This window comes from Serratia sp. K1WW1, assembly GCF_055790865.1.
Genome location: NZ_CM147697.1, coordinates 3,819,551 through 3,846,190, shown reverse-complemented (window position 1 = coordinate 3,846,190; position 26,640 = coordinate 3,819,551). Strand labels below are relative to the sequence as shown.

General features: G+C 56.7%; 19 protein-coding genes. 8 read left to right on the top strand and 11 right to left on the bottom strand.

All coding sequences use genetic code 11. The features are described from left to right. Positions 1-63 precede the first annotated feature (63 nt). From poxB to ACX9GU_RS17370, 4 genes are all read right to left on the bottom strand, one after another. The gene (gene poxB / locus ACX9GU_RS17385) at positions 64-1,785 is read right to left on the bottom strand and encodes a ubiquinone-dependent pyruvate dehydrogenase (protein ID WP_473192352.1); all 1,722 of its coding nucleotides are present in this window, start codon (positions 1,783-1,785) and stop codon (positions 64-66) included. A 125-nt stretch (positions 1,786-1,910) separates the two neighbouring features. Continuing rightward, positions 1,911-2,915: an NADH oxidoreductase gene (gene hcr / locus ACX9GU_RS17380; protein ID WP_473192351.1), complete on the bottom strand. Its 1,005-nt coding sequence runs from the start codon at positions 2,913-2,915 to the stop codon at positions 1,911-1,913. Positions 2,916-2,970: 55 nt separating this feature from the next. Next, a complete protein-coding gene (hcp, locus tag ACX9GU_RS17375; protein ID WP_447888414.1) occupies positions 2,971-4,620 on the bottom strand; it encodes a hydroxylamine reductase in 1,650 nt (549 codons plus the stop codon). 180 nt (positions 4,621-4,800) lie between these two features. Further along, the gene (locus ACX9GU_RS17370; protein WP_473192350.1) at positions 4,801-5,697 is read right to left on the bottom strand and encodes a LysO family transporter; all 897 of its coding nucleotides are present in this window, start codon (positions 5,695-5,697) and stop codon (positions 4,801-4,803) included. A 179-nt stretch (positions 5,698-5,876) separates the two neighbouring features. Between ACX9GU_RS17370 and ACX9GU_RS17365 the strand changes: the two genes are divergently transcribed. Further along, entirely contained in the window at positions 5,877-7,532 is a 1,656-nt protein-coding gene (locus ACX9GU_RS17365) for an ATP-dependent endonuclease (RefSeq protein ID WP_121606455.1), read from the top strand. On the opposite strand, the gene ACX9GU_RS17360 is transcribed toward ACX9GU_RS17365, so the two are convergent. Beyond that, positions 7,529-8,470 carry a VirK/YbjX family protein gene (locus ACX9GU_RS17360; RefSeq protein WP_473192349.1) on the bottom strand — a complete coding sequence of 314 codons (942 nt, stop codon included), beginning with the start codon at positions 8,468-8,470 and terminating at the stop codon, positions 7,529-7,531. The two genes, ACX9GU_RS17365 and ACX9GU_RS17360, sit on opposite strands and share 4 nt — an antisense overlap. 232 nt (positions 8,471-8,702) lie before the next feature. On the opposite strand from ACX9GU_RS17360, the gene macA reads away from it, so the two are divergent. Further along, complete coding sequence (macA, locus tag ACX9GU_RS17355; protein WP_473195209.1) at positions 8,703-9,782, top strand: macrolide transporter subunit MacA; 1,080 nt, start codon at positions 8,703-8,705, stop codon at positions 9,780-9,782. Beyond that, positions 9,782-11,728 (top strand): macrolide ABC transporter ATP-binding protein/permease MacB, encoded by a 1,947-nt coding sequence (gene macB, locus ACX9GU_RS17350; RefSeq protein ID WP_473192348.1) that lies wholly within the window; start codon positions 9,782-9,784, stop codon positions 11,726-11,728. Before macA ends, macB begins: the two co-directional genes overlap by 1 nt. Before the next feature lie 76 nt (positions 11,729-11,804). On the opposite strand, the gene cspD is transcribed toward macB, so the two are convergent. After that, positions 11,805-12,026: a cold shock-like protein CspD gene (gene cspD / locus ACX9GU_RS17345; RefSeq protein ID WP_021804952.1), complete on the bottom strand. Its 222-nt coding sequence runs from the start codon at positions 12,024-12,026 to the stop codon at positions 11,805-11,807. Between the two features lie 344 nt (positions 12,027-12,370). On the opposite strand from cspD, the gene clpS reads away from it, so the two are divergent. Together clpS and clpA are read left to right on the top strand one after the other, a co-directional pair. Continuing rightward, positions 12,371-12,691, top strand: coding sequence for an ATP-dependent Clp protease adapter ClpS (clpS, locus tag ACX9GU_RS17340; RefSeq protein ID WP_021804950.1), 321 nt, complete (start codon positions 12,371-12,373; stop codon positions 12,689-12,691). 26 nt (positions 12,692-12,717) lie between these two features. Continuing rightward, complete coding sequence (clpA, locus tag ACX9GU_RS17335; protein WP_024529873.1) at positions 12,718-14,997, top strand: ATP-dependent Clp protease ATP-binding subunit ClpA; 2,280 nt, start codon at positions 12,718-12,720, stop codon at positions 14,995-14,997. A 244-nt stretch (positions 14,998-15,241) separates the two neighbouring features. Here clpA and infA read toward each other — a convergent pair whose 3' ends face one another. From infA to trxB, 5 genes are all read right to left on the bottom strand, one after another. Next, a complete protein-coding gene (gene infA / locus ACX9GU_RS17330) occupies positions 15,242-15,460 on the bottom strand; it encodes a translation initiation factor IF-1 (RefSeq protein WP_002211347.1) in 219 nt (72 codons plus the stop codon). A 106-nt stretch (positions 15,461-15,566) separates the two neighbouring features. Next, positions 15,567-16,292: a leucyl/phenylalanyl-tRNA--protein transferase gene (aat, locus tag ACX9GU_RS17325; protein WP_473192347.1), complete on the bottom strand. Its 726-nt coding sequence runs from the start codon at positions 16,290-16,292 to the stop codon at positions 15,567-15,569. Between the two features lie 30 nt (positions 16,293-16,322). Then, positions 16,323-18,059: a heme ABC transporter ATP-binding protein/permease CydC gene (gene cydC, locus ACX9GU_RS17320; protein ID WP_473192346.1), complete on the bottom strand. Its 1,737-nt coding sequence runs from the start codon at positions 18,057-18,059 to the stop codon at positions 16,323-16,325. Positions 18,060-18,061: 2 nt separating this feature from the next. Continuing rightward, positions 18,062-19,828, bottom strand: a complete 1,767-nt coding sequence (gene cydD, locus ACX9GU_RS17315) for a heme ABC transporter permease/ATP-binding protein CydD (protein ID WP_473192345.1) — start codon at positions 19,826-19,828, stop codon at positions 18,062-18,064. Positions 19,829-20,087: 259 nt separating this feature from the next. Then, positions 20,088-21,059, bottom strand: a complete 972-nt coding sequence (gene trxB / locus ACX9GU_RS17310; protein ID WP_473192344.1) for a thioredoxin-disulfide reductase — start codon at positions 21,057-21,059, stop codon at positions 20,088-20,090. Positions 21,060-21,756: 697 nt separating this feature from the next. On the opposite strand from trxB, the gene lrp reads away from it, so the two are divergent. The 3 genes from lrp to lolA all read left to right on the top strand — a co-directional run bounded on the left by lrp (position 21,757) and on the right by lolA (position 26,636). Further along, a complete protein-coding gene (gene lrp, locus ACX9GU_RS17305) occupies positions 21,757-22,251 on the top strand; it encodes a leucine-responsive transcriptional regulator Lrp (protein ID WP_021804943.1) in 495 nt (164 codons plus the stop codon). Positions 22,252-22,371: 120 nt separating this feature from the next. Continuing rightward, the gene (locus tag ACX9GU_RS17300; protein ID WP_473192343.1) at positions 22,372-25,839 is read left to right on the top strand and encodes a DNA translocase FtsK 4TM domain-containing protein; all 3,468 of its coding nucleotides are present in this window, start codon (positions 22,372-22,374) and stop codon (positions 25,837-25,839) included. A gap of 185 nt (positions 25,840-26,024) precedes the next feature. Beyond that, entirely contained in the window at positions 26,025-26,636 is a 612-nt protein-coding gene (gene lolA / locus ACX9GU_RS17295; RefSeq protein WP_325980586.1) for an outer membrane lipoprotein periplasmic chaperone LolA, read from the top strand. Positions 26,637-26,640: the final 4 nt, after the last annotated feature.

Genomic DNA, 26,640 nt, shown 5'->3' with positions numbered 1-26,640 from the left:
GATTGGCGCAGCGCAAAAGCGGAAAATGCAGGGGACAACCAACTTCATTGCCCCCAGAAGCGATTAACGCAGCCAGTTGGTTTTAGCCAGTTCGACAACTTCATCACCCCGGCCATTGATGATGGCGCGCAGCATATACAGGCTGAACCCTTTAGCCTGTTCGAATTTGATCTGCGGCGGCATCGCCAGCTCTTGTTTGGCCGTGACCACGTCGAGCAGGGCCGGGCCAGGATGGGCCAGCATTTCCTGCAATGCCGCGTCCAGCTCGGAGGCCTTTTCTACCCGAATGCCTTTGATGCCTGCCGCATTGGCGATCGCGGCAAAGTCCGGGTTGTGCAGATCGGTGCCGTCGGTAAGGTAGCCACCGGCCTTCATCTCCATGGCCACAAAGCCCAGCACGCTGTTATTGAATACCACCACCTTGACCGGCAGCTTCAACTGGGCCAGCGACAGAAAATCCCCCATCAGCATGGTGAAGCCACCGTCACCGCACATGGCGATCACTTGCTTATCCGGTTCGGTGGCCTGGGCACCAATCGCCTGCGGCATGGCGTTGGCCATTGAGCCATGGTTGAACGAACCGAGCAGGCGGCGTTTGCCGTTCATTTTCAAATAACGCGCAGCCCACACCGTCGGCGTGCCGACATCGCAGGTGAAGATGGCGTCATCTGTGGCTGAGTTGCTGATTTGCTGTGCCAGATATTGTGGGTGGATCGGCTGGTCATCGTTAGCAGTAGCCAGCCCGTCGAGATCTTTACGCGCTTCCCGATAATGCTCCAGCGCCTTATCCAGGAATTTGCGGTCGCTCTTGGCTTGCAACTGCGGCAGCAAGGCGCTGAGCGTCGTTTTGATATCCCCCATCAGAGCCATATTGACCGGGCAATGGGCGCCGATGCTGCCGGGGTTGATATCGATCTGAATGATATTGGCATTGCCAGGATAAAACGCCCGATAAGGGAACTGAGTGCCTAGCAGCACCAAGGTATCCGCGTTCATCATGGCGTGGTAGCCGGAGGAGAAACCGATCAGCCCGGTCATGCCGACGCTGTAAGGGTTATCCCATTCGATGTGCTCTTTACCGCGTAGGGCGTGCACAATCGGGGCCTGCAGCAGTTCGGCCAGTTTGACGACTTCATCATGCGATCCGGCACAGCCGCTGCCGCACATCAGGGTGATGTTTTTGGCGCTGTTCAGCGTTTCTGCCAGTTTTTGCAGCTCGCTCATCGGTGGCTGCATCAGTGGGTGCGCAGGCGTATGCCATACCATGCTGGCATCTTCTGGGGCCATTTGCAGGGCGATATCCCCCGGCAGCACAATCACCGAGACGCCACGGTTGAGGATCGCTTTGCGCATGGCGATCTCAAGCACTCGCGGCAGTTGCTCTGGATTGGATACCAGCTCGCAGTAGTGGCTGCATTCGCGGAACAGCTCTTGCGGGTGCGTCTCCTGGAAGTAGCCGCTGCCGATCTCGCTGGAAGGAATATGGGCGGCGATAGCCAGCACCGGGACGTGATTGCGGTGGCAATCGAACAGGCCGTTGATCAGGTGCAGGTTGCCGGGGCCGCAGGAGCCTGCGCAGACCGCCAGTTGACCGGTGAGCTGCGCTTCGGCACCGGCGGCAAAGGCGGCAACCTCCTCGTGGCGGGTGCCCATCCAGGCGATGGTTCCCATCCGGTGCAGGCTGTCACTCAGGCCGTTGAGCGAATCGCCGGTGACGCCCCAAATCCGTTTTACACCCGCCTGTTCCAGCGTTTTGGCGATCAGCGTGGCTACTGTTTGCTTCATAGTTCCTCCAGTCATTATCCAAAATGAGGGGTACTCGCCCGGTTAAAGGCAAACAGAAAGTGTAGAAGGGCATTAGGGGATACGCTTACCGATATGTGCCCCATCGGGAAGATGGGGCCAAAGCTTCAGGCGAGGGTGACGTCACTTTGTAGCTGGCAGCTACAGGCCAGCACGTAACCCTGCTCGATTTCCGCCGGGGTTAACGTCATGGTGCTGGTGGTGGTGTATTGGCCATCGATAATACGGGTTTTGCACGAACCGCAAACGCCAGCCCGGCAGGCGGCATTGACCGGTAATTTATGGGCTTCTAAAGCGGCGAGCAAGGTGCTGCCGACCGGTACGCGGAATTCACGCAGCGGCTGACCGATGCGCAATGTTAACTGTTCGTTTTTCCCATCATCCAGCTCTGCCGAGGTGTGGAACTGTTCCTGATGGAAGTTGGCAGCGGGGACACCGAGCCCAAGGCAAAGCTGCTCAACCTGTTGCATGTATGGGGCCGGGCCGCAGGTCATCACGGTACGTGAGGCGATATCCGGCGCGGCCTGTTGCAGCACCTGTTCATTGATGCGGCCAGACAGGAAGCCGGGTTGCGCATCCTGCTCTGCCATCAATGTCAGTTGCAATTGCGGATGGGTGGCACATAGCCGTTGCCATTGTTCGGCAAAAATCACATCGGCAGGGGTGCGGACGTTAAAGATCACTCGGATATCGCATTGCGGCTTGTTCACCACCAGCCAACGGCACATCGACATGATCGGCGTGACGCCACAGCCGGCAGCCAGCATCAGGTAGCGATCGCTGGGGTGTTGCACGCAGCTGAATTCTCCCTGGGCGTCTGATAGCCAAAGTGTTTGGCTAGGTTTGACCTCTTGCGTCAGCCAGCGTGAGCCAACGCCATCCGCCAGGCAACGTACGCTGATGCTGATAAAAGGACTCAGGCCGGGTGAAGAGGAGAGGGTGTAAGCGCGCAGCGTGTCTTCACTGTCGCGAATGCTGACCAACGCAAACTGACCGGGGTGATAAGGGTAAAAGTCGTTATTGATCAGGTTCAGCGTCCAGACGTCAGCGGTTTCCTGTTGCAGGGAGTGCACCTGCATCGGGTTGGGGCAAAGTGGGCTGGGTTGGCTCATGGGGCACCTCAAAACAAACGGGGCCGCCGCGATGGGCAGCCCCGGAACAACGGCCTTAGCCGAGAAGGGTTTGCATATCCTGCTCTACGGTGGTGACCGAACGCAGGCCGAATTTTTCATTCAGCACCGCCAACAGATTGTCGGTCAGGAAGGCCGGGGCGCTTGGGCCGGTGACGATATTTTTCACCCCGAGTGACAGCAGCGTCAGCAGAATGACAATCGCTTTCTGCTCGAACCACGACAGCACCAGGCTGAGCGGCAGATCGTTGACAGTGCCACCGACTTTCTCGGCGAGTTTGACTGCCAGCATTACGGCCGAATAGGCATCGTTACATTGGCCAACGTCCAGCAGGCGCGGTAGCCCTTCCAGCGTGCCGAAGTCCAGCTTGTTGAAGCGGTATTTACCACACCCCAGCGTCATGATCAGGCAATCTTGCGGTACGTTGCGGGCAAAGTCGGTGAAGTAGCTGCGTTCGTCGCGGCTGCCGTCGCAGCCACCCACCAGAAATACGTGGCGCAGTTTTTTCTGTACTACCAGGTCAACCACGGTATCGGCGGCGCTGAGCAGTACCTGGCGGCCAAAACCGACGGTGATCAGTTGTTCGATTTCGCTGTAAGGGAAGCCAGCCAACTGCTGCGCCTGAGCGATCACGGTGCTGAAATCATCCCCTTCCAGATGGTTGACACCAGGCCAGCCAACGATGCTGCGCGTCCAGATGCGATCGCCATAGTTGCCGACGTTCGGATCGATAATGCAGTTGGAGGTCATGACGATCGAACCCGGGAATTTGGCGAACTCGGTCTGCTGATTTTGCCAGCCGCTGCCGTAGTTACCCACCAGATGCGGGAATTTTTTCAGCTCTGGATAGCCATGGGCGGGTAACATTTCGCCGTGGGTATAGACGTTGACGCCGGTGCCTGCGGTCTGTTCCAGCAGTAGGCGCAGATCTTTCAGATCGTGGCCGGAGATCAGGATCGCCTTGCCCGCCACTGGACGCACGTTGACTGTGGTCGGCTGCGGATCGCCGAAGGCACCGGTTTCGCCGCGATCCAGAATAGCCATCACGCTGAAGTTCATTTTGCCGATGGCCATTGAGTTGTTCAGCAGGGTGTCCAGATCGCTCGGTTGGGTACCCAGCCAGGCCATAAAGGCGTGGTAATCGGCATAGATCTGGTTGTCGAACTGGCCCAGCACATGGGCATGCTCCATATAGGCGGCGGCCCCTTTCAGGCCGTACAGGCACAGCATCCGCAGGCCGTGGATATCGTCGCCTACCTCGGCTTTATCTTTATTGAGGGCAAACTGCGCGGCCTGTTGCAACAGCGCAGGCATATCGTTGCCAGCCAGTTGCAGCTGGGCCAGCGGATGATCGACCTGCACACTGGCGTCGAGCAGGCGGCAGCGAACCGCCAGCGAGTCACGCAGGGCAATGGTGTCACGTGCATAGCCGATAATGCGTTCGGAATCGAAGTTAACGTTGGTCAGCGTAGAGAAGAAGGCGCGTGGGGAGAAACTGTCGACATCATGATCGATAATGCCCAACGCGCGCGCCTGCAAGGCCCAGGCAGAGAGCCCTTGCAGCGCCGCTATCAACAGATCCTGCAGGTCGGAGGTTTCTGCCGTTTTACCGCACATCCCTTGGGCGTAGGAGCAGCCGTTACCTGCCGGTGTCCGGATGGTTTGTTCACATTGCACACAGAACATAATCGCTTCCTTTTTTAAAGTTGCATTTATAATGCTTGTTTTGAAGCATAGATCGATGACGCAACCTTAAAAAGGCTTTTGTGATACAACTTTAACAAAGTTTGATTTAGAACAAGTTGGCGTGCGGATGGGAATTATTACGCTTTGATCAGCAGGCGCGGCGAGCCGCGCCCGTGGGTATCAGGAGAACAGGGCGATTAACACCGGAGCCAACAGGCTCAGCAAGAATCCGTGCACGATGGCGGGAGGCACCATTTCTATCCCGCCGCTGCGTTGCAGAACCGGCAGTGTGAAATCCATCGAAGTGGCACCACATAAACCCAATGCAGAGGAGCGGCTACGACGCACCAGCGTAGGGAGCAGCATTATTGCCACCAGCTCACGAGCCAGATCGTTGAAGAAGGCGGCGCTACCCATTACTGGGCCATAGGCGTCGGTGATCAGGATGCCGGAAAGGGAGTACCAGCCAAAACCCGAAGCCATCGCCAAACCGGCTTTCAGCGGTAACCCCAGCAGCAGTGCTGCCACTGCACCGCCCGCCAGCGAACTGAGCGCCACCACCACGGCGACCATCATGCCACGGCGATTGAGGGCAATCTGGCGCAGCGTCATCCCACTGTTGCGTAGCTGTGCGCCCACCAGAAGCAGCAGAAATAGCAGGGCGTATTCACTGCCTTGGCCAGCAAATTGCAGCCAGTGCCACTGGGTGAGTCCCAAGGCAAAGCCACCCACCACCACTCCACAGAGCTTCAGGGATTCCAATGCCATATGCAGGCGTGAGGGCAACGATTCTTGCTTGTGAGTACTGTGCCAGGGGCGGCGGCGTTCAAACAGCGATAACCACAGAAGATTGGCGCAGAAAATGCACAGAAAAAACACCAGGGTGTACTGAAAGATCAGCATCAGGTTGCTGCTGAGGTTTTCCAGGAATGCCAGGCTGATCCCCATAATGAACAGGATCACATACACCATCCAGCTCAGCAGCCGGTTAATGGCCCGGATCAGGGTGACGCTACGCAAGGGGACAAGATAACCGACAATCAGCGGTATCAGAATAATCAGCAGTCCTGAATACATGTGAAACTAGCGTCCTTTAAGTTGGGATAATACGGCAAACCCCACACGCTAACCAAAATGGGCGGCGGAGTAAAGTGGCGGATTTACGCGGTTTGCAGCACGCGGTGGCAATGTCTGCTTGACCTGTAATGGCTTTATTGCTCATCCTCAAGGTATCAGGCGAATAAAGGAGTCAGCAGATGTACCTGGAGCGTATTGAGATTGTAGGATTCCGCGGTATCAACCGGCTTTCATTGACGCTGGATGATAATACCGTGCTACTTGGGGAAAATGCCTGGGGCAAGTCCAGCCTGCTGGACGCCATGACCTTTTTGCTGGCCCCCGAACAGACGCTGTACCGCTTTGAAGCCAAAGATTTCTACTTCCCACCTGGCGACGAGGCGGCCAAAGATCGTCATTTGCAGATTATCTTCACCTTTTGTGAAAAGGATACCGGCCATGCGCATCTGCCGCGCTATCGCCATCTTTCGCCGCTTTGGTCGAAGGGGGAAGATAACCTGAGCCGCATCCACTACTGCTGTGTGGGGGAATTAGACGATGATGGCACGGTATGCACCTGGCGGCGTTTTCTTGATGCCGATGGCAACGCCTTGCACCTGCACCATATCGATCAACTGGTGCACGCCCTGATCCGTATTCATCCGGTACTGCGGCTGCGTGATGCGCGCTTTATTCGCCGCCTGCGGCCCAGCTCACTCAGCGATCGTCTCCCTGCCGATAACGAAGCCCTGGCACAGCAGTTGGATCAACTGACGCGCGAACTGGTGCGCAATCCGCAAAAGCTGACTAATGCCGAACTACGGCAGGGGCTGGCGGCGATGCAGCAACTGCTTGAACACTATTTTGCCGAGCAAGGTTCGCAGATTGCCGGGCCTCGCCATCGTCGCCAACCGGAACAACAGGCGTGGCGATCGCTAGACAGCATCAACCGCATGATTGCCGAACCTAACAGCCGCAGCATGCGACTGATCCTGCTGGGGATGTTCTCTACGTTGCTGCAGGCCAAGGGCAACGTAAAACTCGATCCCCATGCCCGGCCATTATTGCTGGTAGAAGACCCGGAAACGCGCCTGCATCCCATCATGCTGTCGGTAGCCTGGGGGTTGCTCAACCAGATGCCGTTGCAGCGTATTACCACCACCAACTCCAGCGAGCTGGTGTCGCTGGTGCCGGTGGAGCATATTTGCCGTCTGGTGCGCGAATCGGCCCGGGTTGCTACCTATCGCCTCGGGCCAAAGGGGCTAAGTGCGGAGGACGGGCGGCGCATTGCGTTCCACATCCGCTTTAACCGGCCCGCCTCGCTGTTTGCCCGCTGCTGGTTGCTGGTGGAAGGGGAAACCGAGGTCTGGCTACTTAACGAACTGGCGCGCCAGTGTGGCTATCGTTTCGAGTCCGAAGGCGTGCGGGTGATTGAGTTTGCCCAGTGCGGGCTGAAACCCTTGCTGAAGTTTGCCCGGCGCATGGGCATTGAATGGCACGCCCTGGTGGATGGCGACGAAGCCGGGAAGAAATATGCCAATGCCGTGCGCAGCATGCTGGATAATCACGAAGATAACGAGCGCGATCGTCTGACCGCGCTACCTGCGCCGGATATGGAGCATTTCATGTATCGGGAGGGTTTCAGCTCGGTGTATCACCGGGTGGCTTCGGTACCGCTAAAGGTACAGATGCCGGTGCGTAAGGTGATCATCAAAGCGGTTCATCACACTTCAAAACCCGATCTGGCGATTGAGGTGGCCATGCAGGCCGGGGCATGGGGCACCGACTCGGTGCCACCGTTGTTGAAAAAAATGTTCTCCCGCGTGATGTGGCTGGCGCGTGGCCGGGCGGATTAAGAAAAGTGCTTGCTAATGCCCTGTTGGAGCTCGTCCAGTAACTGGTAACGGCGGCGATATTCCGCGCGTTTTTTGCTGGCGATGGCTTCCATCGGCTTGCGGTCAATACGCTCGGGTAACAGGAAATAGCCGTTATCGAGTTGCTTACCACCCATGGAAAGCCAGAACTGATCGTAATCGGCATGCAGCTGGTCTTTCTTTTTGTGGTGGTAGCGCCAGTTTTGGTAAATATGGGTGGTGTTGCCTACCGCGATCAACTGCCGGATACCCAACTGTTGGGCCAGGTGGCAAATGCCTTCCAACACCAGGCGTTTTGGAAACAGGCCGTGGCAGGCTTTGGTCGTATTCTGGATCTCAGCGTGCGGCACCGTGGAATTGGCGCCTTGCATACCGCCGATAAATAACGTGGGTTGTTGCTGGTAATTCATCAAGATGAAGGTCATTTCAGCCAGCATGATCCCTTGACTATTGCGCAACAGCAGGGTCGTTTCACCCTCTTTATTCAAGTGGTCCAGAGAGGCCAGTTGCAGGCAGATCTGCTCACCATTTTTGTCCTGCGCGCGGCTTAAGGTAAAGGGATGGCTACCCAGTTGGCCGAGGTGCATCTTCAGCGGCATGCGTTGGGCGAGCAGATCGTAGTGATCGCGCAGGGCAAACAGACGGTCGATGCGGCTCATGTTGTTCGCCAGATAGGGGCGATGCAGTTTGCAGGGCAGATTGGGCTGTGCGCTTAAAATCTCATCCAGCAGCGGGTTGGCGGCCAGCGTATTGAGCAGGCTGCGAGTCGTGGGCCAGCAGAGTAGCGAACGGCCAAGAAACTTAAGGCGGAATGACGTTTTTTTCCAGGCATTGCTGGGCACTTTCTCGCCGTTGATCAGTGCCGTCATCAGTTGGCTGGCCGGTTTGGCCGATATGAGTGGATAGCTGAGCTGAGACATGATGAAATCCTGGTCTGTGTCTAAATGACTATTTCATCAAGGCTTCACTAAACAGAAGTTCAATACGGTATGGCAAAATTGCCTTGCTCGAAATACGTTGAGCCTTGGTTTAGTTATCGGCAAAGCAACATGCTAATTTACTTGGGTTGCCATGGTTGGCAGCCTGAGAATGACAGGAAATAGGTAGGAACAAACATTGACGTGGTTATTCAAAAGTAAGAAACGCGGGTCACTGGTGTGTGCCGTTCTGGTGGTGCTTGCCGTTGTGGCTTATTGGCACTTTAGCCATCCGGCCCCGGTGGAGTTTAAAACCGTCAAGGTCGTTAAACGCGATCTGGAGCAAAGCGTATTGGCAACCGGCCAACTGGACGCGGTGCGTAAGGTTGATGTGGGGGCTCAGGTCAGCGGACAGTTGGAGAGCCTGAAGGTCGAGATTGGCGATAAGGTGCAAAAAGGCCAACTGCTCGGCATTATCGATCCCGAACAGGCACAAAACAGCATTCGCGAAGGCGAAGCCACTCTGCAGCAACTGCAAGCCCAGCTGCAACAGGCTTTGGCGGAGCAGCAACTGGCGGAGGTCACCTTGCAGCGTAACCGCGAACTGGCCAAGGTGCAGGCGGTATCGCGCCAGGATCTGGACCAATTCGCCACCAATCTGGCGGTGAAAAAGGCGCAGGTTGCAACCACCAGGGCGGAGATTGCCAAAAATCAGGCCAGCCTGGATACCGCCAAGATCAATCTGGCCTATACCCGTATTGAAGCGCCGATGGACGGCGATGTGGTACAAATCACCACCTTGCAGGGCCAGACGGTGATTGCCGCGCAGCAAGCGCCCAACATTCTGACGTTGGCAGACATGAGTAGCATGATGGTGAAGGCCCAGGTTTCCGAGGCGGACGTGATCCACCTCAAGCCGGGGTTGAAAGCCTGGTTTACCGTGCTGGGCGATCCGAGCAAACGTTTTGACGGCGCGCTGAAAGACATTCAGCCCACGCCAGAGAAGGTCAACAACGCCATTTTCTATTACGCGCGTTTCGAAGTGCCAAATCCACAGGGCTTGCTGCGTCTGCAAATGACCGCGCAGGTGCATATTCAGCTGGCTGGCGTCAGCGATGCGCTGGTGATCCCACTGGCGGCATTGGGGGATCAGATCGCCGATAACCGTTACCACATTTCGGTACTGAAGCAGGGCAAGGAAGAGAAGCGGGAAGTCACGATCGGCATTCGCAACAATGTGGATGTGCAGATTGTCAGCGGGTTGCAGGCCGGTGAGGAAGTGATTGTCAGCCGCGGCGGCGCGGAGGCCAGCTGATGACGGCACTGTTAGAACTTAGTGATATCCGGCGCAGCTACCTCTCCGGCGATCAGACCATAGACGTGCTGAAAAACGTCAGTCTGCGCATTGATGCCGGTGAGATGGTGGCGATTATGGGGGCTTCTGGCTCCGGTAAATCGACGCTGATGAACATTCTCGGCTGCCTGGACAAGCCCAGCGCCGGAACTTACCGCGTGGCTGGGCAGGATGTGGCAACGCTTGATGGCGATGCGTTGGCCCAGCTGCGGCGCGAGCACTTTGGCTTTATCTTCCAGCGCTATCATCTGCTACCCCATCTGAGTGCGGCGCATAACGTGGAGGTGCCTGCGGTTTATGCCGGGCTGGGCAAGGCAGCACGGCGCGAAAGGGCGGCGGCCTTGCTGCAACGTCTGGGGCTGGGGGAACGTATCACCTACCGGCCAAGCCAGCTTTCGGGGGGGCAGCAGCAGCGTGTCAGTATTGCGCGGGCTTTGATGAACGGTGGCCAGGTGATCCTGGCGGATGAACCGACCGGTGCGCTCGACAGCCATTCCGGTGAAGAGGTGATGACGATCCTCAAGCAACTGCGCGAGCAGGGGCACACCGTGATTATCGTCACGCACGATCCGGCGGTAGCACAGCAGGCTGAGCGGATTATCGAGATCCGCGACGGGGAAATCATCGCCGACTCTCGGCCACAGGCGCAGGGTAACCCTCAGGCCAAAATGCTGGATATGGCCACGCCAGCGCCTTCCTGGCAGCAGGTGGCTGGCCGTTTCCGTGAGGCGTTGGTGATGGCTTGGCGTGCTATGGCAGCCAACAAGATGCGCACGGCGTTAACCATGTTGGGGATCATCATCGGCATTGCCTCGGTGGTCTCGATCCTGGTGATCGGCGACGCGGCCAAGCAGATGATCCTGGCAGACATCAAATCCATTGGCACCAACACCGTGGACATCTATCCCGGCAAAGACTTTGGTGATGACGATCCCAGCTTCCGCCAGGCGTTGAAGTATGGCGATCTAAGCGCGTTACGTGAACAACCTTATGTCAGTGCGCTTTCGCCGAATATCAGCAGCAGCATGCGGCTACGGTTTGGCAATATTGATGTGGCCGCCAACGTCGCGGGCGTCGGTGAACAATTTTTTCGAGTTTACGGCATGACGCTTTCCCAGGGGGTAGGTATCGATGCCCTACAGGTGCAATCCCAGGCGCAGGTGGTGGTGATCGACGCCAATACCCAGCGGCGGCTGTTTCCGCATAAAAAAAACGTGGTGGGAGAGGTGATCCTGATCGGCAATATGCCAGCCACGGTGGTTGGTGTGGCCGAGGAAAAGCAGTCGATGTTCGGCAGCAGCAAGACGCTGAGCGTATGGGTGCCCTATAGCACGATGGCCAATCGCCTGATGGGCAACGACTATTTTGACTCGATCACCGTGCGTATCCGTGAGGGCTATAACAGCCAGGAAGCGGAACAGCAGTTGACGCGGTTGCTGACGCTGCGCCACGGCAAGAAAGACTTCTTCACCTACAACATGGACAGCCTGGTGCAAACCGCGGAGAAAACCACCCGCACGCTGCAACTGTTCCTGACCCTGGTGGCGGTGATTTCGCTGGTGGTTGGCGGGATTGGGGTGATGAATATCATGCTGGTCTCGGTAACGGAAAGGACGCGTGAAATCGGCATTCGCATGGCGGTGGGGGCGCGCTCTGGCGATGTCCTGCAACAGTTCCTGATCGAGGCGGTGCTGGTCTGCCTGGTAGGGGGCGCGCTGGGGATAGCGCTGTCGTTCGCGATTGGCCTGCTGGTGCAATTGGCTATGCCGGGCTGGCAGATCAGCTTCCCGCCGGTGGCCTTGCTGAGTGCGTTCTTGTGTTCCACCGGCATAGGCGTGGTGTTCGGCTATCTGCCAGCACGTAGCGCTGCGCGGTTGAATCCGATTGACGCCTTGGCACGTGAGTAACAGCAAAAATAAAATGCCAGTCGTACGGCGGCTGGCATTTTGAGTTGGCAGTGCAGAAGTGGCTGAAGGGGAGCGTTTAGGCCATTGCCTCGCTTTCCAGCGGCATAATCAGGCTCGCGTGGTTCCCTTTCGGCCCTTGATGTACGTCGAACCTGACCTGCTGGCCCGCTTTCAACGTTCGGTAGCCATCCATTTTAATTGTTGAATAATGCGCGAAGATATCTTCACCGCCGCCTTCCGGGCAGATAAAGCCGAACCCTTTGGCGTTATTGAACCATTTAACAGTACCCGTCTCCATGCTGCTACATCCCTCGCAATGCTATTTTTAAACTGAGATGAATAACTGATCCAGGTGAGTAGCAACTGGTCAAAAGACCAACAACTCACAAAATTACACTCTAGAGCAAATGATCAACACGTCAAGGGATCGGCCAATGACCGCGTTGGGCAGTTCACCAAAGTTTGAAGTAGTTAACGCTATTGACATGGTTTGGTAACAAATTGTGGCCGCGATAAGGGTGATTAATCTCGTTGTGCTGCGGCACGTTAACCGCGAAGATGGTAAAATAGTCTTGATACTCCCGTTTGAATAACCCGAACATGGCCCCATATACTGAGGCATGGCAGAGAAGATGAGCAGCAATGGGCAATAGCAACGATTGGCTAAATATTGAGCACTTGGCCGAAGAAAAACAAATCGATGCGGTAAAACCGCCGTCAATGTATAAAGTTATACTTAACAACGACGATTACACACCGATGGAATTTGTGATTGACGTTCTGCAAAAGTTCTTTTCTTATGATATTGAACGTGCAACGCAACTGATGCTCACGGTCCACTATCAAGGCAAGGCGATCTGTGGTGTTTTCACCGCCGAGGTCGCAGAAACCAAGGTGGTCCATGTGAACCGTTACGCAAGGGAGAATGAGCATCCGTTGCTCTGTACGCTGGAAAAAGCCTGAAAAGGCAATCTATTGGGGAGGTGCCTATGCTCAATCAAGAATTGGAACTCAGTCTCAACATGGCTTTCGCCAGAGCGCGCGAGCACAGACATGAGTTTATGACCGTGGAGCACCTGTTGCTGGCGTTACTCAGCAACCCTGCCGCGCGCGAAGCGCTCGAGGCTTGTACGGTGGATCTGGCCGCGTTACGCCAGGAGCTGGAAGCCTTTATCGAACAAACCACACCAACGCTGCCCACCAGCGAAGAGGAGCGCGACACCCAGCCGACGCTCAGCTTCCAGCGTGTACTGCAGCGTGCGGTATTCCACGTGCAGTCCTCCGGCCGGAGCGAAGTGAGCGGTGCCAACGTGTTGGTGGCGATCTTCAGCGAACAGGAGTCCCAGGCGGCATACCTGCTGCGTAAACACGACGTCAGCCGTCTGGACGTGGTGAACTTCATTTCACATGGTACACGTAAAGATGAGCCGGGCCAGGCACCTAATGCGGAAAACCCGGTAAACGAAGAGCAGCCTGGAGGGGAAGACCGTATGGAAAACTTCACCACCAACCTCAACCAACTGGCCCGCGTTGGCGGTATCGATCCGCTGATTGGCCGTGACCGTGAACTGGAGCGCGCCATTCAGGTGCTGTGCCGCCGCCGTAAAAACAACCCGCTGCTGGTGGGGGAATCCGGCGTAGGTAAAACCGCCATTGCCGAAGGGCTGGCGTGGCGGATCGTGCAGGGTGACGTGCCAGAGGTGATGGCAGACTGCACCCTATACTCGCTGGATATCGGCTCATTGCTGGCGGGCACCAAATACCGTGGCGACTTCGAGAAGCGCTTCAAGGCGCTGCTCAAACAGCTGGAGCAGGACAAGAACAGCATCCTGTTTATCGACGAAATTCACACCATCATCGGTGCCGGTGCGGCTTCCGGTGGGCAAGTGGATGCCGCCAACCTGATCAAACCGCTGCTGTCGAGCGGCAAGATCCGGGTGATTGGTTCCACCACCTATCAGGAGTTCAGCAATATTTTCGAAAAAGACCGCGCGCTGGCGCGTCGCTTCCAGAAAATAGACATTACCGAGCCGACGCCGGAAGAAACCATTCAGATCATCAACGGTCTGAAAACCAAGTACGAAGCGCACCATGACGTGCGTTACACCGCTAAAGCGGTTCGTGCTGCAGTAGAACTGTCGGTGAAATACATCAACGACCGTCATCTGCCGGACAAGGCGATCGACGTGATCGATGAGGCTGGTGCGCGTAGCCGGTTGCTGCCGGTGAACAAGCGTAAGAAAACGGTCAACGTGGCGGATATCGAATCCGTGGTCGCACGCATTGCGCGTATCCCGGAAAAAACCGTCTCCGCCAGCGATCGCGACGTGCTGAGAAGCCTGAGCGACCGCCTGAAAATGCTGGTGTTTGGCCAGGATCCGGCCATCGAGGCGCTGACCGAAGCGATCAAGATGAGCCGTGCCGGCCTGGGCCAGGATCGTAAGCCGGTGGGTTCCTTCCTGTTCGCCGGGCCGACCGGGGTAGGGAAAACCGAGGTTACCGTGCAGCTGGCGAAGGCGCTGGATATCGAATTGCTGCGGTTTGATATGTCCGAATATATGGAACGTCATACCGTCAGCCGTCTGATTGGCGCGCCTCCGGGCTACGTCGGTTACGACCAGGGCGGCCTGCTGACCGATGCGGTGATCAAACATCCGCACGCGGTGGTCCTGCTGGATGAAATCGAGAAAGCGCACCCGGACGTGTTCAACCTGCTGTTGCAGGTGATGGATAATGGGACGCTGACCGATAACAACGGCCGTAAAGCAGACTTCCGTAACGTGATCCTGGTGATGACCACCAACGCCGGGGTACGCGAAACGGAGCGTAAATCGATTGGCCTGATCGAACAGGACAACAGTATCGATGCGATGGACGAGATCAAGAAGGTGTTTACGCCAGAATTCCGTAATCGTCTGGACAACGTCATCTGGTTCAACCATCTGTCTCCTGCGGTGATCCAGCAGGTGGTCGACAAGTTTATCGTCGAACTGCAGGCGCAGCTGGATGCCAAGGGCGTGTCGATGGAAGTTAGCGATGAAGCGCGCGACTGGCTGTCGGTGAAAGGCTATGACCGTGCGATGGGCGCTCGTCCAATGGCGCGTGTGATGCAGGAAAGCCTGAAAAAACCGCTGGCCAACGAACTGCTGTTTGGCTCACTGGTTGACGGCGGCTCGGTGAAAGTCGAGCTGGACGCAGACAAGAAACAGCTGACTTACCACTTCCTCAGCGCCCAGAAGCGTAAAGCGGATGAAGGTGCGGTGCACTAAGCGGTAAGCAGATAACGAAAAAGCGATGGCTTGGCATCGCTTTTTTTATACGTGAATTTCACGGACTACGAAATTGAACCAGGTCGGGACGAACAGGTTCGCCTCCAACAAAATGAGTGAGCCCTCTCAGTTTACCTGCGCCAACACAACTCGGTGGAGAACGTTGCTGCGGGGGTAAACGGAAAGGGCTCTTTTGAGGGATCACATCCTCGGTGTCGCCAGTGGCTGGCGACGGGTGAGCCGATTAACGGCTACGGAAGACAATGCGGCCTTTGCTCAGGTCGTACGGGGTCAGCTCTACAGTGACTTTGTCACCCGTCAGGATGCGGATATAGTTTTTGCGCATTTTACCGGAGATATGAGCGGTAACCACGTGCCCGTTTTCCAATTCAACACGGAACATGGTGTTCGGCAGCGTATCAAGAACGGTGCCCTGCATTTCAATATTGTCTTCTTTGGCCATCGAATCCTCTAGGTGTAACTACCTTAGTTTTTAACCGGCAAGATAATGCCGAAAAACCCACATTATGTAAAGGAGTGTCGGTGAACAATGCACCGATTCCACAAAATTAGTCAGTTTGGGAGGGCAGTTCAACCAGCTGTGGGGGTATGACTTGCGCTGTCCAGCATTCCGGCGCTAACACCCTGCGCTGAAGGTTGCTCAACTGCTGCAAAAATTGGCGGCGGGGAATTTCTCTCGCTCCAAGCCGGGCAGTGTGAGCGTTAAGCACCTGACAGTCAACCAATTCTCCTCCATAACCGGCAAAATGGCGGCAAAACGCCCATAAAGCACACTTTGATGCGTTGGTGGTGCGGCTAAACATTGATTCACCGCAGAACAGCGCTCCCTGGGCGACACCGTACAGGCCGCCGACCAGCTCTTCCCCCTGCCACACCTCAATGGAATGGGCGTGCCCGAGGTGATGCAGTTGTAAATAGGCAAGCTGTACCTCCTCGCCGATCCAGGTGCCTTCATCGGGGCGGTATGCACAGGCGGCGATCACGGCGGCAAAATCATGATTGAGGGTAATGCGGAACGGCGGGTTGCGCAGGAATCGCTTGAGGCTGCGGCTGACATGGAATTGCGCTGGGAACAGCACCGCCCGAGGGTCCGGTGACCACCAGAGGATGGCTTCCCCAGGCGAATACCAGGGGAAGATCCCACGCTCATAGGCTGCCAGCAGCCGCGCAGGCGTCAAATCGCCACCGATGGCCAGCAGTCCGTTAGGATCGTGCAGGGCGGCCTCTGGTGAGGGAAACGCTACAGACTGCGATGACAGCTTAACAATGCGCATAAAACCTCTTAGCGTCGCCCACAGGCGGTTCTACAGCGATAGATTACTGATACGTTGATGGAATTGGGCGTAACGGCCAGGCTGGCGCATTAGCGCCGCGTGGCTGCCTTGTTCCACGATACTGCCACCGTCCATCACGCAGATACGATCGAAATGCTCCAGCCCATAGAGTCTGTGAGTCACCAGAATTAACGTCTTGCCGCGGCAATGCTGGCGGAGCAGGGCCAGGATCTGTTGTTCGGTTTCGGCATCCAGCCCCTCGGTCGGCTCATCCAGTAGTAATAGCGGGGCTTGATGCAGCAGGGCGCGGGCAATGCCCAGACGGCGTTGCTCACCACCGGAAAGCTGGCGGCCACCTTCACCCAGCCAGGCATTCAGCCCCTCATTTTCCAGTAGCTTATCCAGACCAACTTGTTGCAGTGCGAGGTTTAAGTCCTCATCGCTGGCCGCAGGTGCGGCGATACGCAAGTTTTCACGCAGCGTGCAGCTGAAGATATGCACGCGTTGGCTCACTACCGTAGTCATGGCGCGCAGCGTAGCTTCATCATAGCTGGCCAATGGTTGGCCGTTGAGCAGGATTTGGCCGCCGTCAGCATTCCAGGCGCGGGTCAGCAATTGCAGCAGGGTCGATTTACCACAGCCGGTACGGCCCAACAGCGCGATGTGCTCACCAGCGGCGATGTTCAGCGTCACGTTGTTCAACACCGGCAGCGGCTGGTCGGGATAGGTGAAGGACACCTCGCTTAGTTGCAGCGCTGCGCCCGGCAGTGAGGCTGGACCGCTGGCAGGGAAGGTGACTTCCGGCTGCTGATCGATGATCTGCTTGACCCGGGTTGCCGAAGCGATCACCTGGCCCAAATGTTGGAACGCGGCGGCGACGGGCATCATGGCTTCAAAAGAGGCCAGGGCGGCAAAGGCAAACAGGGCAATCAAGGCTCCGGGTTGGGTATCGCCACCGATCCCCGCGGCGGCAAGCCACATCAATAGCGTGACGGTGAGGCCACTTGCCAGGATCATCAGCGCCTGGGCAATCCCCCCTAGCGAAGCCTGTTGCCACTGACGGCTCTGCCAGCGCTGTTCGGTTGCGTTGAGCTTATGCCGGAAACCGTCCAGCGCGCCAAACACCACCAGTTCGGCCTGCCCCTGGAGCCAGGCGGTCAGGTCGGTGCGGTACTGGCTGCGTAACAGGGTCAACTCTTCCCCAATGGGCTTACCTGCGCGATAGAAGACCGGCGGAACGGCCAGCAACAGCAATAACAAAATTCCGCCTAGCGTCAGGGCTAACGGAACATCCAGCCAACTGAGGCCGAAGGTGACTACCACAATCACCACCGCGGCGCTGACCATCGGCGAGATAACGCGTAGGTAGAGGTGGTCGAGCGTATCAACGTCGGCAACCAGGCGGTTAAGCAGCTCAGCCTGACGGAAGCGGGCAATACCACCCGGTGACAGCGGCAGGATCTTGCGGAAGGTGAATACCCGCAGATGGGACAACACGCGGAAAGTGGCGTCATGGCTGACGACCCGTTCTGCATAACGCCCGGCGGTACGGAAGATTGCCGCACCCCGTACGCCAGCGGCCGGTAGCATGTAGTTGAAGGTATATAACCCCGCCAGCCCGGCCAGCGAAGAGGCGGCCAGGAACCAGCCGGACAGCGCCAGCAGGCCGATGCTGGCCAGCAGGGTGACGATAGCCAGCACGATACCCAGTAAAATCAGAAACGTGTGGCGGCGATACAACGCCAGGAATGGCAGCAAAACGCGCATGATTATAGCTCCCCGCTGCGGTGTGCAATCAGTTTGGCAAACAGACCTGGCTGGGCGCTGAGCGTGGCGTAGTTGCCCTGCTGCACGATTTTGCCGCTGTCCATCACCCAAATCTGGTCATAATCTTCGGTATCTTCCAACTGGTGCGTGACCAACAGCGTGGTCTGCTGATGGGCGGCGGCATTCAGCGCCTGCATCACCAAACGTTCGCTGTGGGCGTCCAGGCTGGCCGCTGGTTCATCCAGTAACAGCAAGCGGCGGGGGCTGAGCAGTGCTCGTGCTACGGCCACACGCTGAGCTTGCCCAACGGAAAGGCGGGCAGCGCCATCGCCCAGATCGGTTGCCAATCCCTTCGGTAAATGCGGCAGGAATTCACTGACGTAAGCCTGTTCGACGGCCTGCTGCAATTGGGCTTCGCTGGCCTGTGGGTAGCCGAGCAGAATATTGTCCCGCAGAGTTTGGGCTGGCAGGTGAGGGTTTTGCCCCACCCAGCCCAGTTGCTGACGCCAGTTAACCGCATCCAGCTCGCGCAGTTCGATGCCGTTGATCAGCAACGAGCCACGATAGGGCAGGAAGCCCAGCAGCAGATTCAACAACGAACTTTTCCCCGCACCGCTAAGCCCGACCAAGGCAATGCGCTGGTTGGCAGGCAAGGTAAAATCAAGTGGCCCTGCAAGCACTACCCCATTGGGCGAGAGGATTTCCAACTGCTGTGCCCGTATGGTCAGTGGTTGTTCGCTATTTAGCGTTTGAGAGCCATTGCCAACCTGCTCGCCCTCGGCGGCCAGGAAGGTTTCCAGCGCTTCGGCAGCGCCCACGGCCTGGGCTTTGGCATGGTAAAAGGCGCCCAGATCGCGCAGCGGTTGGAAAAACTCCGGTGCCAGGATCAGCACCAGAAAACCGGCAAACAGCGTTACGCCCATGCCATAGCTGCCAAAGTCCAGTTCACCAAGGTAGGAGAAGCCAAAATAGACCGCCACCACGGCGATGGAAATCGAGGCGAAGAACTCCAGCACGGCGGAGGAGAGGAAGGCCAGACGCAGCACTTCCATGGTGCGCTGGCGGAAATCTTCCGAGGATTTGGCAATGTGATCGGTTTCCGCCTGGCCGCGATTAAACAGACGCAGGGTATCCAGGCCGCGCAGGCGATCGAGGAAATTGCCGCTGAGCCGTGCCAGCGCGACAAAGTTACGGCGGTTGGCATCGGCCGCCCCCATACCGACCAGCGCCATAAACAGCGGGATCAGCGGGGCGGTAGCCAGCAGGATAAACCCGGCCGCCCAGTTAATCGGGAAGACGGTGATCAGGATCAGCACTGGGATAAACACGGCCAGATACATTTGCGGCAGATAGCGGGAATAGTAATCCTGCATATCCTCAATCTGCTCAACGATGATGCTGGCCCAGCTCCCGGCGGGCTTGCCCTGGATCCAGGCGGGGCCAAGCTGTTGCAGCTTATCCAGCACCTGCGCACGCATACGCTGGCGAATGACCTGCCCGCAGATGAAGCCAACCCGTTCGCGCAGCCAGCTCAGGAAGGCGCGCAGGGCAAAGGTGGCGGCCAACCAGATAAACGACGAAACCAGTTCGCCACGGGGCTGATGTTCAATAATCAGCGCATGGAGCAGTGAGGCCAAAAGCCAGGCCTGGGCGACGATCAAGATGCCGCTTGCCAGGCCTAACAGCATGGATAAACGCAGCCAACGCTGCGCCAACGTACTCTGTGTTTTGAGCCAACGGGTTAACTGGTGCTGTCTGGTTTTTTTCATCAGGTAGTCTGCGTCGCCGATGCCTGTTGTAGCAGGCTTGGTTAACGTACTGTTAAAAAAGTGTTTGTCTCAGCGGGAAATAAGACAAGTGAACGCTAATGTTACCTCGTCACTCGGTAGACGTGAAATAAATATCCCTTTCATAACTTGGGCAACAGTCACGTTTTTAGCGCGGATGGGGTTGTTTTGAACTTTCAGGGGCGGGGGATAGAAATAAGGCGGCCAAACGGCCGCCTCGGTAACGTTTATCGCTGAAGGGTTATTTGCACTCGGCCTGTGCGATACCGTCGAGATAGCGTTCGGCATCCAGTGCGGCCATACAGCCCGTTCCGGCTGAGGTGATCGCCTGGCGGTAAATGTGATCCATAACGTCACCTGCGGCAAATACGCCCGGAATGGAGGTCTGGGTCGCGTTGCCGTGAATACCGGACTGCACCTTGATATAGCCGTTTTCCAGCTCAAGCTGCCCGCCAAAGATCGCGGTGTTCGGGCTGTGACCGATCGCGATAAATACGCCGGCAAGCTCTAACTCTTTGGTTTGCTCTGCGTCTTTGGTGCTGCGTAAGCGCATCCCGGTGACGCCCATCTGGTCGCCCAACACTTCGTCCAGCGTGCTGTCCGTATGCAGGATGATGTTGCCGTTCTTCACTTTTTCCATCAGGCGATTGATCAGGATCTTTTCGCTGCGGAAAGTGTCGCGGCGGTGGACCAGGTGAACCTCAGAGGCGATGTTTGACAGATACAGCGCTTCTTCCACTGCGGTGTTACCACCACCGACCACGGCGACCTTCTGGTTGCGATAGAAGAAACCATCGCAGGTAGCACAGGCGGAGACCCCTTTGCCCTTGAAAGCGTCTTCCGATGGCAGGCCTAAATAACGGGCCGATGCGCCAGTAGCGATAATCAAAGCATCGCAGGTGTATTCACCGCTATCACCGAACAGGCGGAAAGGACGGTTCTGCAGATCGACGCTGTTGATATGGTCAAACACGATCTTGGTGTCGAACTTTTCTGCGTGCTCACGCATCCGCTCCATCAGCGCGGGGCCGGTCAAACCTTCGGCGTCGCCTGGCCAGTTCTCGACTTCGGTGGTGGTGGTCAGCTGACCGCCTTGCTCCATACCGGTGATCAATACCGGGTTCAGGTTCGCGCGCGCTGCATAAACCGCTGCGGTGTAGCCAGCCGGGCCAGAGCCCAGGATCAATAATTTGCTATGTTTAGCCGTGCCCATGAATAACCTCGTTTCCCACAATGGCGGACAATGAAACCGATTGTAGGGAAAATGCGGCAGTAAAAAAAGCGCCAGGGGATGTTGTTACCGATTTGTTTGATAACCAGCGCCTATCGGCCGCGATTTTATCCTTGTGCAGGGAGGAGTAACGGCAGCGATAATTTTGTACAGCAATGGGTTAAAAATGCGTTTTTTGTCGGGTTTATGTGGGTAACTACCCGATTTCGGGTAGGGGAGATTCCTAATAAAAAATCAGGTGCTCAGTTTTGCTGGCGGTACGTTCTACTGATTTTAGTTCTTTTACTTTGACAATCCGCTGCGCATTTGCGAAAACATCATTGGAAGAAGAAATTAACCCCGTGTCAGCTGCAAATCGTAGGCATTTTCGCCACCCAGGCAGAATATTGTCGGGGCGCGACGGGTGAGGGAGGGTTTGCCCTGACGGGGTTGATGGATTTCTGAACGTAAATCATTTGAATTCGTTGCCCAGAGGTGACAGACAGGCTGGGCAACGGCGGAAGATGGTAGTGACAAATAGTGACGAAGCACAAGGGCGGTTGGTATTACGTATCCTGTTCCCTCAGGGGGATGAACCGCTTAACACTGGCATCGGGTCTTCGCTTGGAACAAATCCTTGCACATTGACGTTGGCTAGGGTGTGGCAAGTGCAGGGAAGAACATAAGAGAGACAATAATAATGGTAGATACTAAAAAACGCCCGGGTAAAGATCTCGACCGTATCGATCGCAACATCCTCAATGAGTTGCAGAAGGATGGGCGTATTTCGAACGTCGAGCTTTCAAAGCGCGTGGGGTTATCCCCAACCCCTTGTTTGGAGCGTGTGCGCCGTCTTGAGCGTCAAGGCTTTATTCATGGGTATACCGCATTGCTTAACCCGCATTATCTGGATGCTTCCCTGCTGGTCTTCGTGGAAATCACGTTGAACCGCGGTGCGCCGGATGTGTTTGAGCAATTCAACTCTGCGGTGCAAAAACTTGAAGAAATTCAGGAGTGTCATCTGGTTTCCGGTGATTTCGACTATCTGTTGAAAACCCGTGTGCCAGATATGTCAGCTTATCGTAAGCTGTTGGGCGAAACTCTGTTGCGTTTACCGGGGGTTAATGACACCCGTACTTACGTCGTGATGGAAGAAGTCAAACAGAGTAACCGTCTGGTTATCAAAACACGGTAAGGTGCAGGTGCAAAACCTGATTAAATTCGTTACACTCCTGTTTATTCATACAGTTTTGGCGCCGGGGAAACTTCTCGGCGCCGTTACTCTATCCGTCAACAGGAACCTGGAGTGCCTTTCTTGAGCCAGGAATACACAGAAGATAAAGAAGTTACCCTGAAAAAACTCAGCAGTGGGCGGCGTTTGCTCGAGGCTGTGTTGATCGTGGTGGCAATTTTTGCCGTTTACCTTATGGCTGCGTTGGTCAGTTTCAATCCTTCCGATCCTAGTTGGTCGCAAACTGCCTGGCATGAGCCTATCCACAATCTGGGCGGTGGGGTAGGCGCATGGTTGGCCGACACGTTGTTCTTCACCTTTGGGGTCCTTGCCTATGCGATCCCACCGATTATGCTGGTGTTGTGCCTGTCTGGTTACCGTCGGCGCGATAACGGCGATTATGTCGATTTCTTTGGGCTCTCGTTACGTTTGATCGGCACATTGGCGCTGGTGCTTACCTCGTGTGGCCTGGCGGCGTTGAACGTTGACGATCTCTATTACTTCGCTTCCGGCGGGGTGATTGGCAGCCTGCTAAGCAATGCCATGTTGCCGTGGTTTAACGGCATTGGCGCCACTTTGGCGCTGCTCGGCATTTGGGCGGTGGGGCTGACCCTGTTCACCGGTTGGTCATGGCTGGTGATTGCGGAAAAAATTGGTGGTGTCGTGCTGGGCGCCGCTACCTTTATGACTAACCGTTCACGCCGTGAAGACCGCTATCACGACGATGACGATATCGTGTTCGACGATCGCGAAGAAAGCGGCCAACCTGTGGCACCTGCTGCTATGGCAGTAGATGAGGACGACGCGTTGTTCTCTGCCTCTTCCGTGACCGAAACCGCCGAAGAAGAAGCGCAAGATGCCGCAGATCCTTTATTGAGTGGGTTGCGTGCCAGCGATGATGACCTCCCGCTTGCCGAGCCAGCGCCGGTCGTTACCGATATCCCGGTCATGCCGAAAGCGGCCGTTCAGGCTCCGGTCACCGTGGCCCCGGCAGTGCCTGCTTCCATCAATCAGCACCCATTAACCCCTGCGCAACCACAAGACACGCCGCCGCTGTATTCGTTTGAACTGCCAGAAGAGACCCCGGCACCGAGAACGACGCGCGTAACGGAGCCTTATCGTGAGGAACATGAGCCGCGCCTGGGTGACTGGCAGACCCCCGTTACGCCAAAACCAGAGCCGTCACCGTTTGATTTCTCTGCGGCTCAGCGGGATAGCGACGATGTCATTGGCTCGACGGGTTTCAGCGCCAGAGAGGTAGTGAAGCCAGCGGCGGTTGCCGCAGCCGCAGCAACCGCCGGCGCGGTGAACAACACCTTCATGCCTGCGTTTACTGCCACCAGTGATGCGAGCTCGCAGATCAAGCAGGGCATCGGCCCGGAACTGCCACGGCCAAATCCGGTGCGTATTCCAACCCGGCGCGAGCTGGCCTCCTACGGTATCAAGCTGCCTTCGCAGCGGATCGCGGAGCAGGAGCAGCGCAACCGTGGGGATGAACCTCAGCCACAACCGTTCAGCAACCCGCAGGAAGAAGATGAAGTCCTGCAAGAAGCTGCACTGCGTCAAGCCTTTGCCGAACAGCAAAGCCAGCGCTATGGCGAAGAGTATTCGCAAGAACAACAAGATGACGAAGATGCGCAGCGTGAGGCCGAGCTCGGCCAGGCATTTGCCGCGCAACAACAGGCACGCTATGGCGTAGAAGAGCCGCAGCCTGAACCAGAACCGGCTCCGGTGACTCGCCCGGTGGATACCCGCCAGGCCTACAGTTTCTCACCGATGGCGGATCTGGTGGATGACGGCCCAACCGAGCCGCTGTTTACCCTCTCGCCACAGCTTGAGGATAACATCGAGCTGGAAAGCGAGTTGGAAGACGACGTGCCGTTCGGGCAGTTTGAGCCTGAGGTGCCCGCTTATCAGGCACCGCGTCCGCAATCTAACCCTGCACCTGGTTACCAGCCGCAACAGACTTATCAGCCACCCGTTCAGCAGCAACCGCCAGCACCTGCGATGGACAGCCTGATCCATCCATTCCTGATGCGTAATGATATGCCGCTGCAGAAACCGACTACGCCACTGCCAACGCTGGATCTGTTGACCGAGGCCCCGAAAGAGGTCGAACCGGTCGATACCTTTGCGTTGGAACAGAAAGCGCGGCTGGTGGAAGCCAGCCTGGCGGATTACCGCGTCAAGGCCGACGTGGTCGATATTCTGCCTGGCCCGGTCATTACCCGCTTCGAACTGGATTTGGCTCCTGGCGTCAAGGCCGCGCGTATCTCCAACCTGTCGCGCGATCTGGCCCGTTCATTGTCAACTTCCGCCGTGCGTGTGGTGGAGGTGATCCCGGGTAAGCCATACGTCGGTCTGGAACTGCCGAACGTCAAACGGCAAACCGTGTATCTGCGCGAAGTGCTGGATTGCCCAGCCTTCCGCGACAATCCATCGCCTCTGGCGATCGTATTGGGTAAAGATATCGCGGGTCAGCCGGTGGTCGCCGATCTGGCTAAAATGCCGCATCTGCTGGTGGCCGGTACCACCGGTTCCGGTAAGTCGGTCGGGGTCAACGCCATGATCCTCAGTATCCTGTATAAGGCCACGCCGAAAGAAGTGCGCTTTATCATGATCGACCCGAAAATGCTGGAACTGTCGGTCTACGAAGGCATCCCACACCTGCTGACCGATGTGGTTACCGACATGAAAGACGCCGCCAATGCGTTGCGTTGGTGCGTGGCCGAGATGGAGCGCCGCTATAAGCTGATGTCTGCCCTGGGGGTTCGTAACCTGGCAGGCTACAACGAGCGGGTCGATCAGGCCGAGGCGATGGGCCGGCCAATCCCGGATCCGTTCTGGAAGCCAAGCGACAGCATGGATATCACGCCGCCGGTGTTGGAAAAAGAGCCGTACATCGTGGTGATGGTGGATGAATTTGCCGATCTGATCATGACGGTGGGCAAAAAGGTTGAAGAGCTGATCGCCCGCCTGGCACAGAAAGCGCGTGCTGCGGGGATCCACCTGGTGCTGGCAACTCAGCGTCCTTCGGTGGACGTGATCACCGGTTTGATCAAGGCCAACATCCCGACGCGTATCGCCTTTACCGTATCGAGCAAGATCGACTCCCGCACCATTCTCGATCAGGGCGGAGCGGAATCCTTGCTGGGGATGGGTGACATGCTGTATCTGGCACCGAACTCTTCAATACCGGTGCGTGTGCACGGGGCGTTTGTCCGCGATCAGGAAGTTCATGCCGTGGTCAAAGACTGGAAAGCGCGTGAGCGGCCGCAGTATAAAGAGGGCATTCTCAGCGCCGGTGAAGACGGTGAGGGTGGCGCAGGCGGTGGTCTGGACGGTGACGAAGAGCTGGATCCGCTGTTCGATCAGGCGGTCGAGTTTGTGGTGGATAAACGCCGCGCCTCTATTTCCGGTGTACAGCGTCAGTTCCGTATCGGCTACAACCGCGCCGCGCGTATCATCGAACAGATGGAAGCGCAGGGCATTGTCAGCGAGCAGGGGCATAACGGTAACCGTGAGGTGCTCGCCCCGCCGCGGCATGACTGATTGCCATCAGGCGCTGTCACCATAATAAAAGGGCCGCAAAGCGGCCCTTGTGCAAAGAAGCGTAAACCCCTGCTTTATCGGAATCGTGCTCTGGCTGTCGGCCAAGTGCTTCGGGTAGAGTGGAGGTGTTCAGGGTTATATTGACCCAGCTTGCGGTAAACGCATTTCATAAGGTAGCTGAAATAATGAAAAAACTGTTGATGGCTTGTTGTCTGCTTTCGGGATTCGCGTCTACTTCCGTGTTGGCAGATGCTGCGCAAGATTTGCAAAGTCGTCTGGCGAAAGTAAACAGTTTCCATGCCAGCTTCTCCCAATCGGTCACCAGTAGCGACGGCGCTGCAGTGCAGCAAGGGGAAGGCGAGTTATGGGTAAAACGCCCCAATCTGTTCAACTGGCACATGACCTCGCCGGATGAGAGCGTACTGGTTTCGGACGGTGAGACCCTGTGGTTCTACAACCCGTTCGTCGAGCAGGTGACGGCTACCTGGCTGAAGAACGCCACCGGCAATACGCCCTTTATGCTGATCACCCGTAACGATGCTAACGACTGGAAAAAGTACAACGTGAAGCAGAAAGGTGATGATTTCGAACTGACGCCAAAGGCCAGCAGCGGTAATCTGAAGCAGTTTGCCATCACCGTGACCAATAGTGGCACCATCAAGAGCTTTGCTGCGGTTGAGCAAGATGGCCAGCGCAGCGCTTATCAGCTGAAGAGCCAGCAGAGCAGCAGCGTTGATGCTGCCAAATTCAAATTTACCCCGCCGAAGGGGGTGACGCTGGACGACCAGCGGAAGTAGAGGT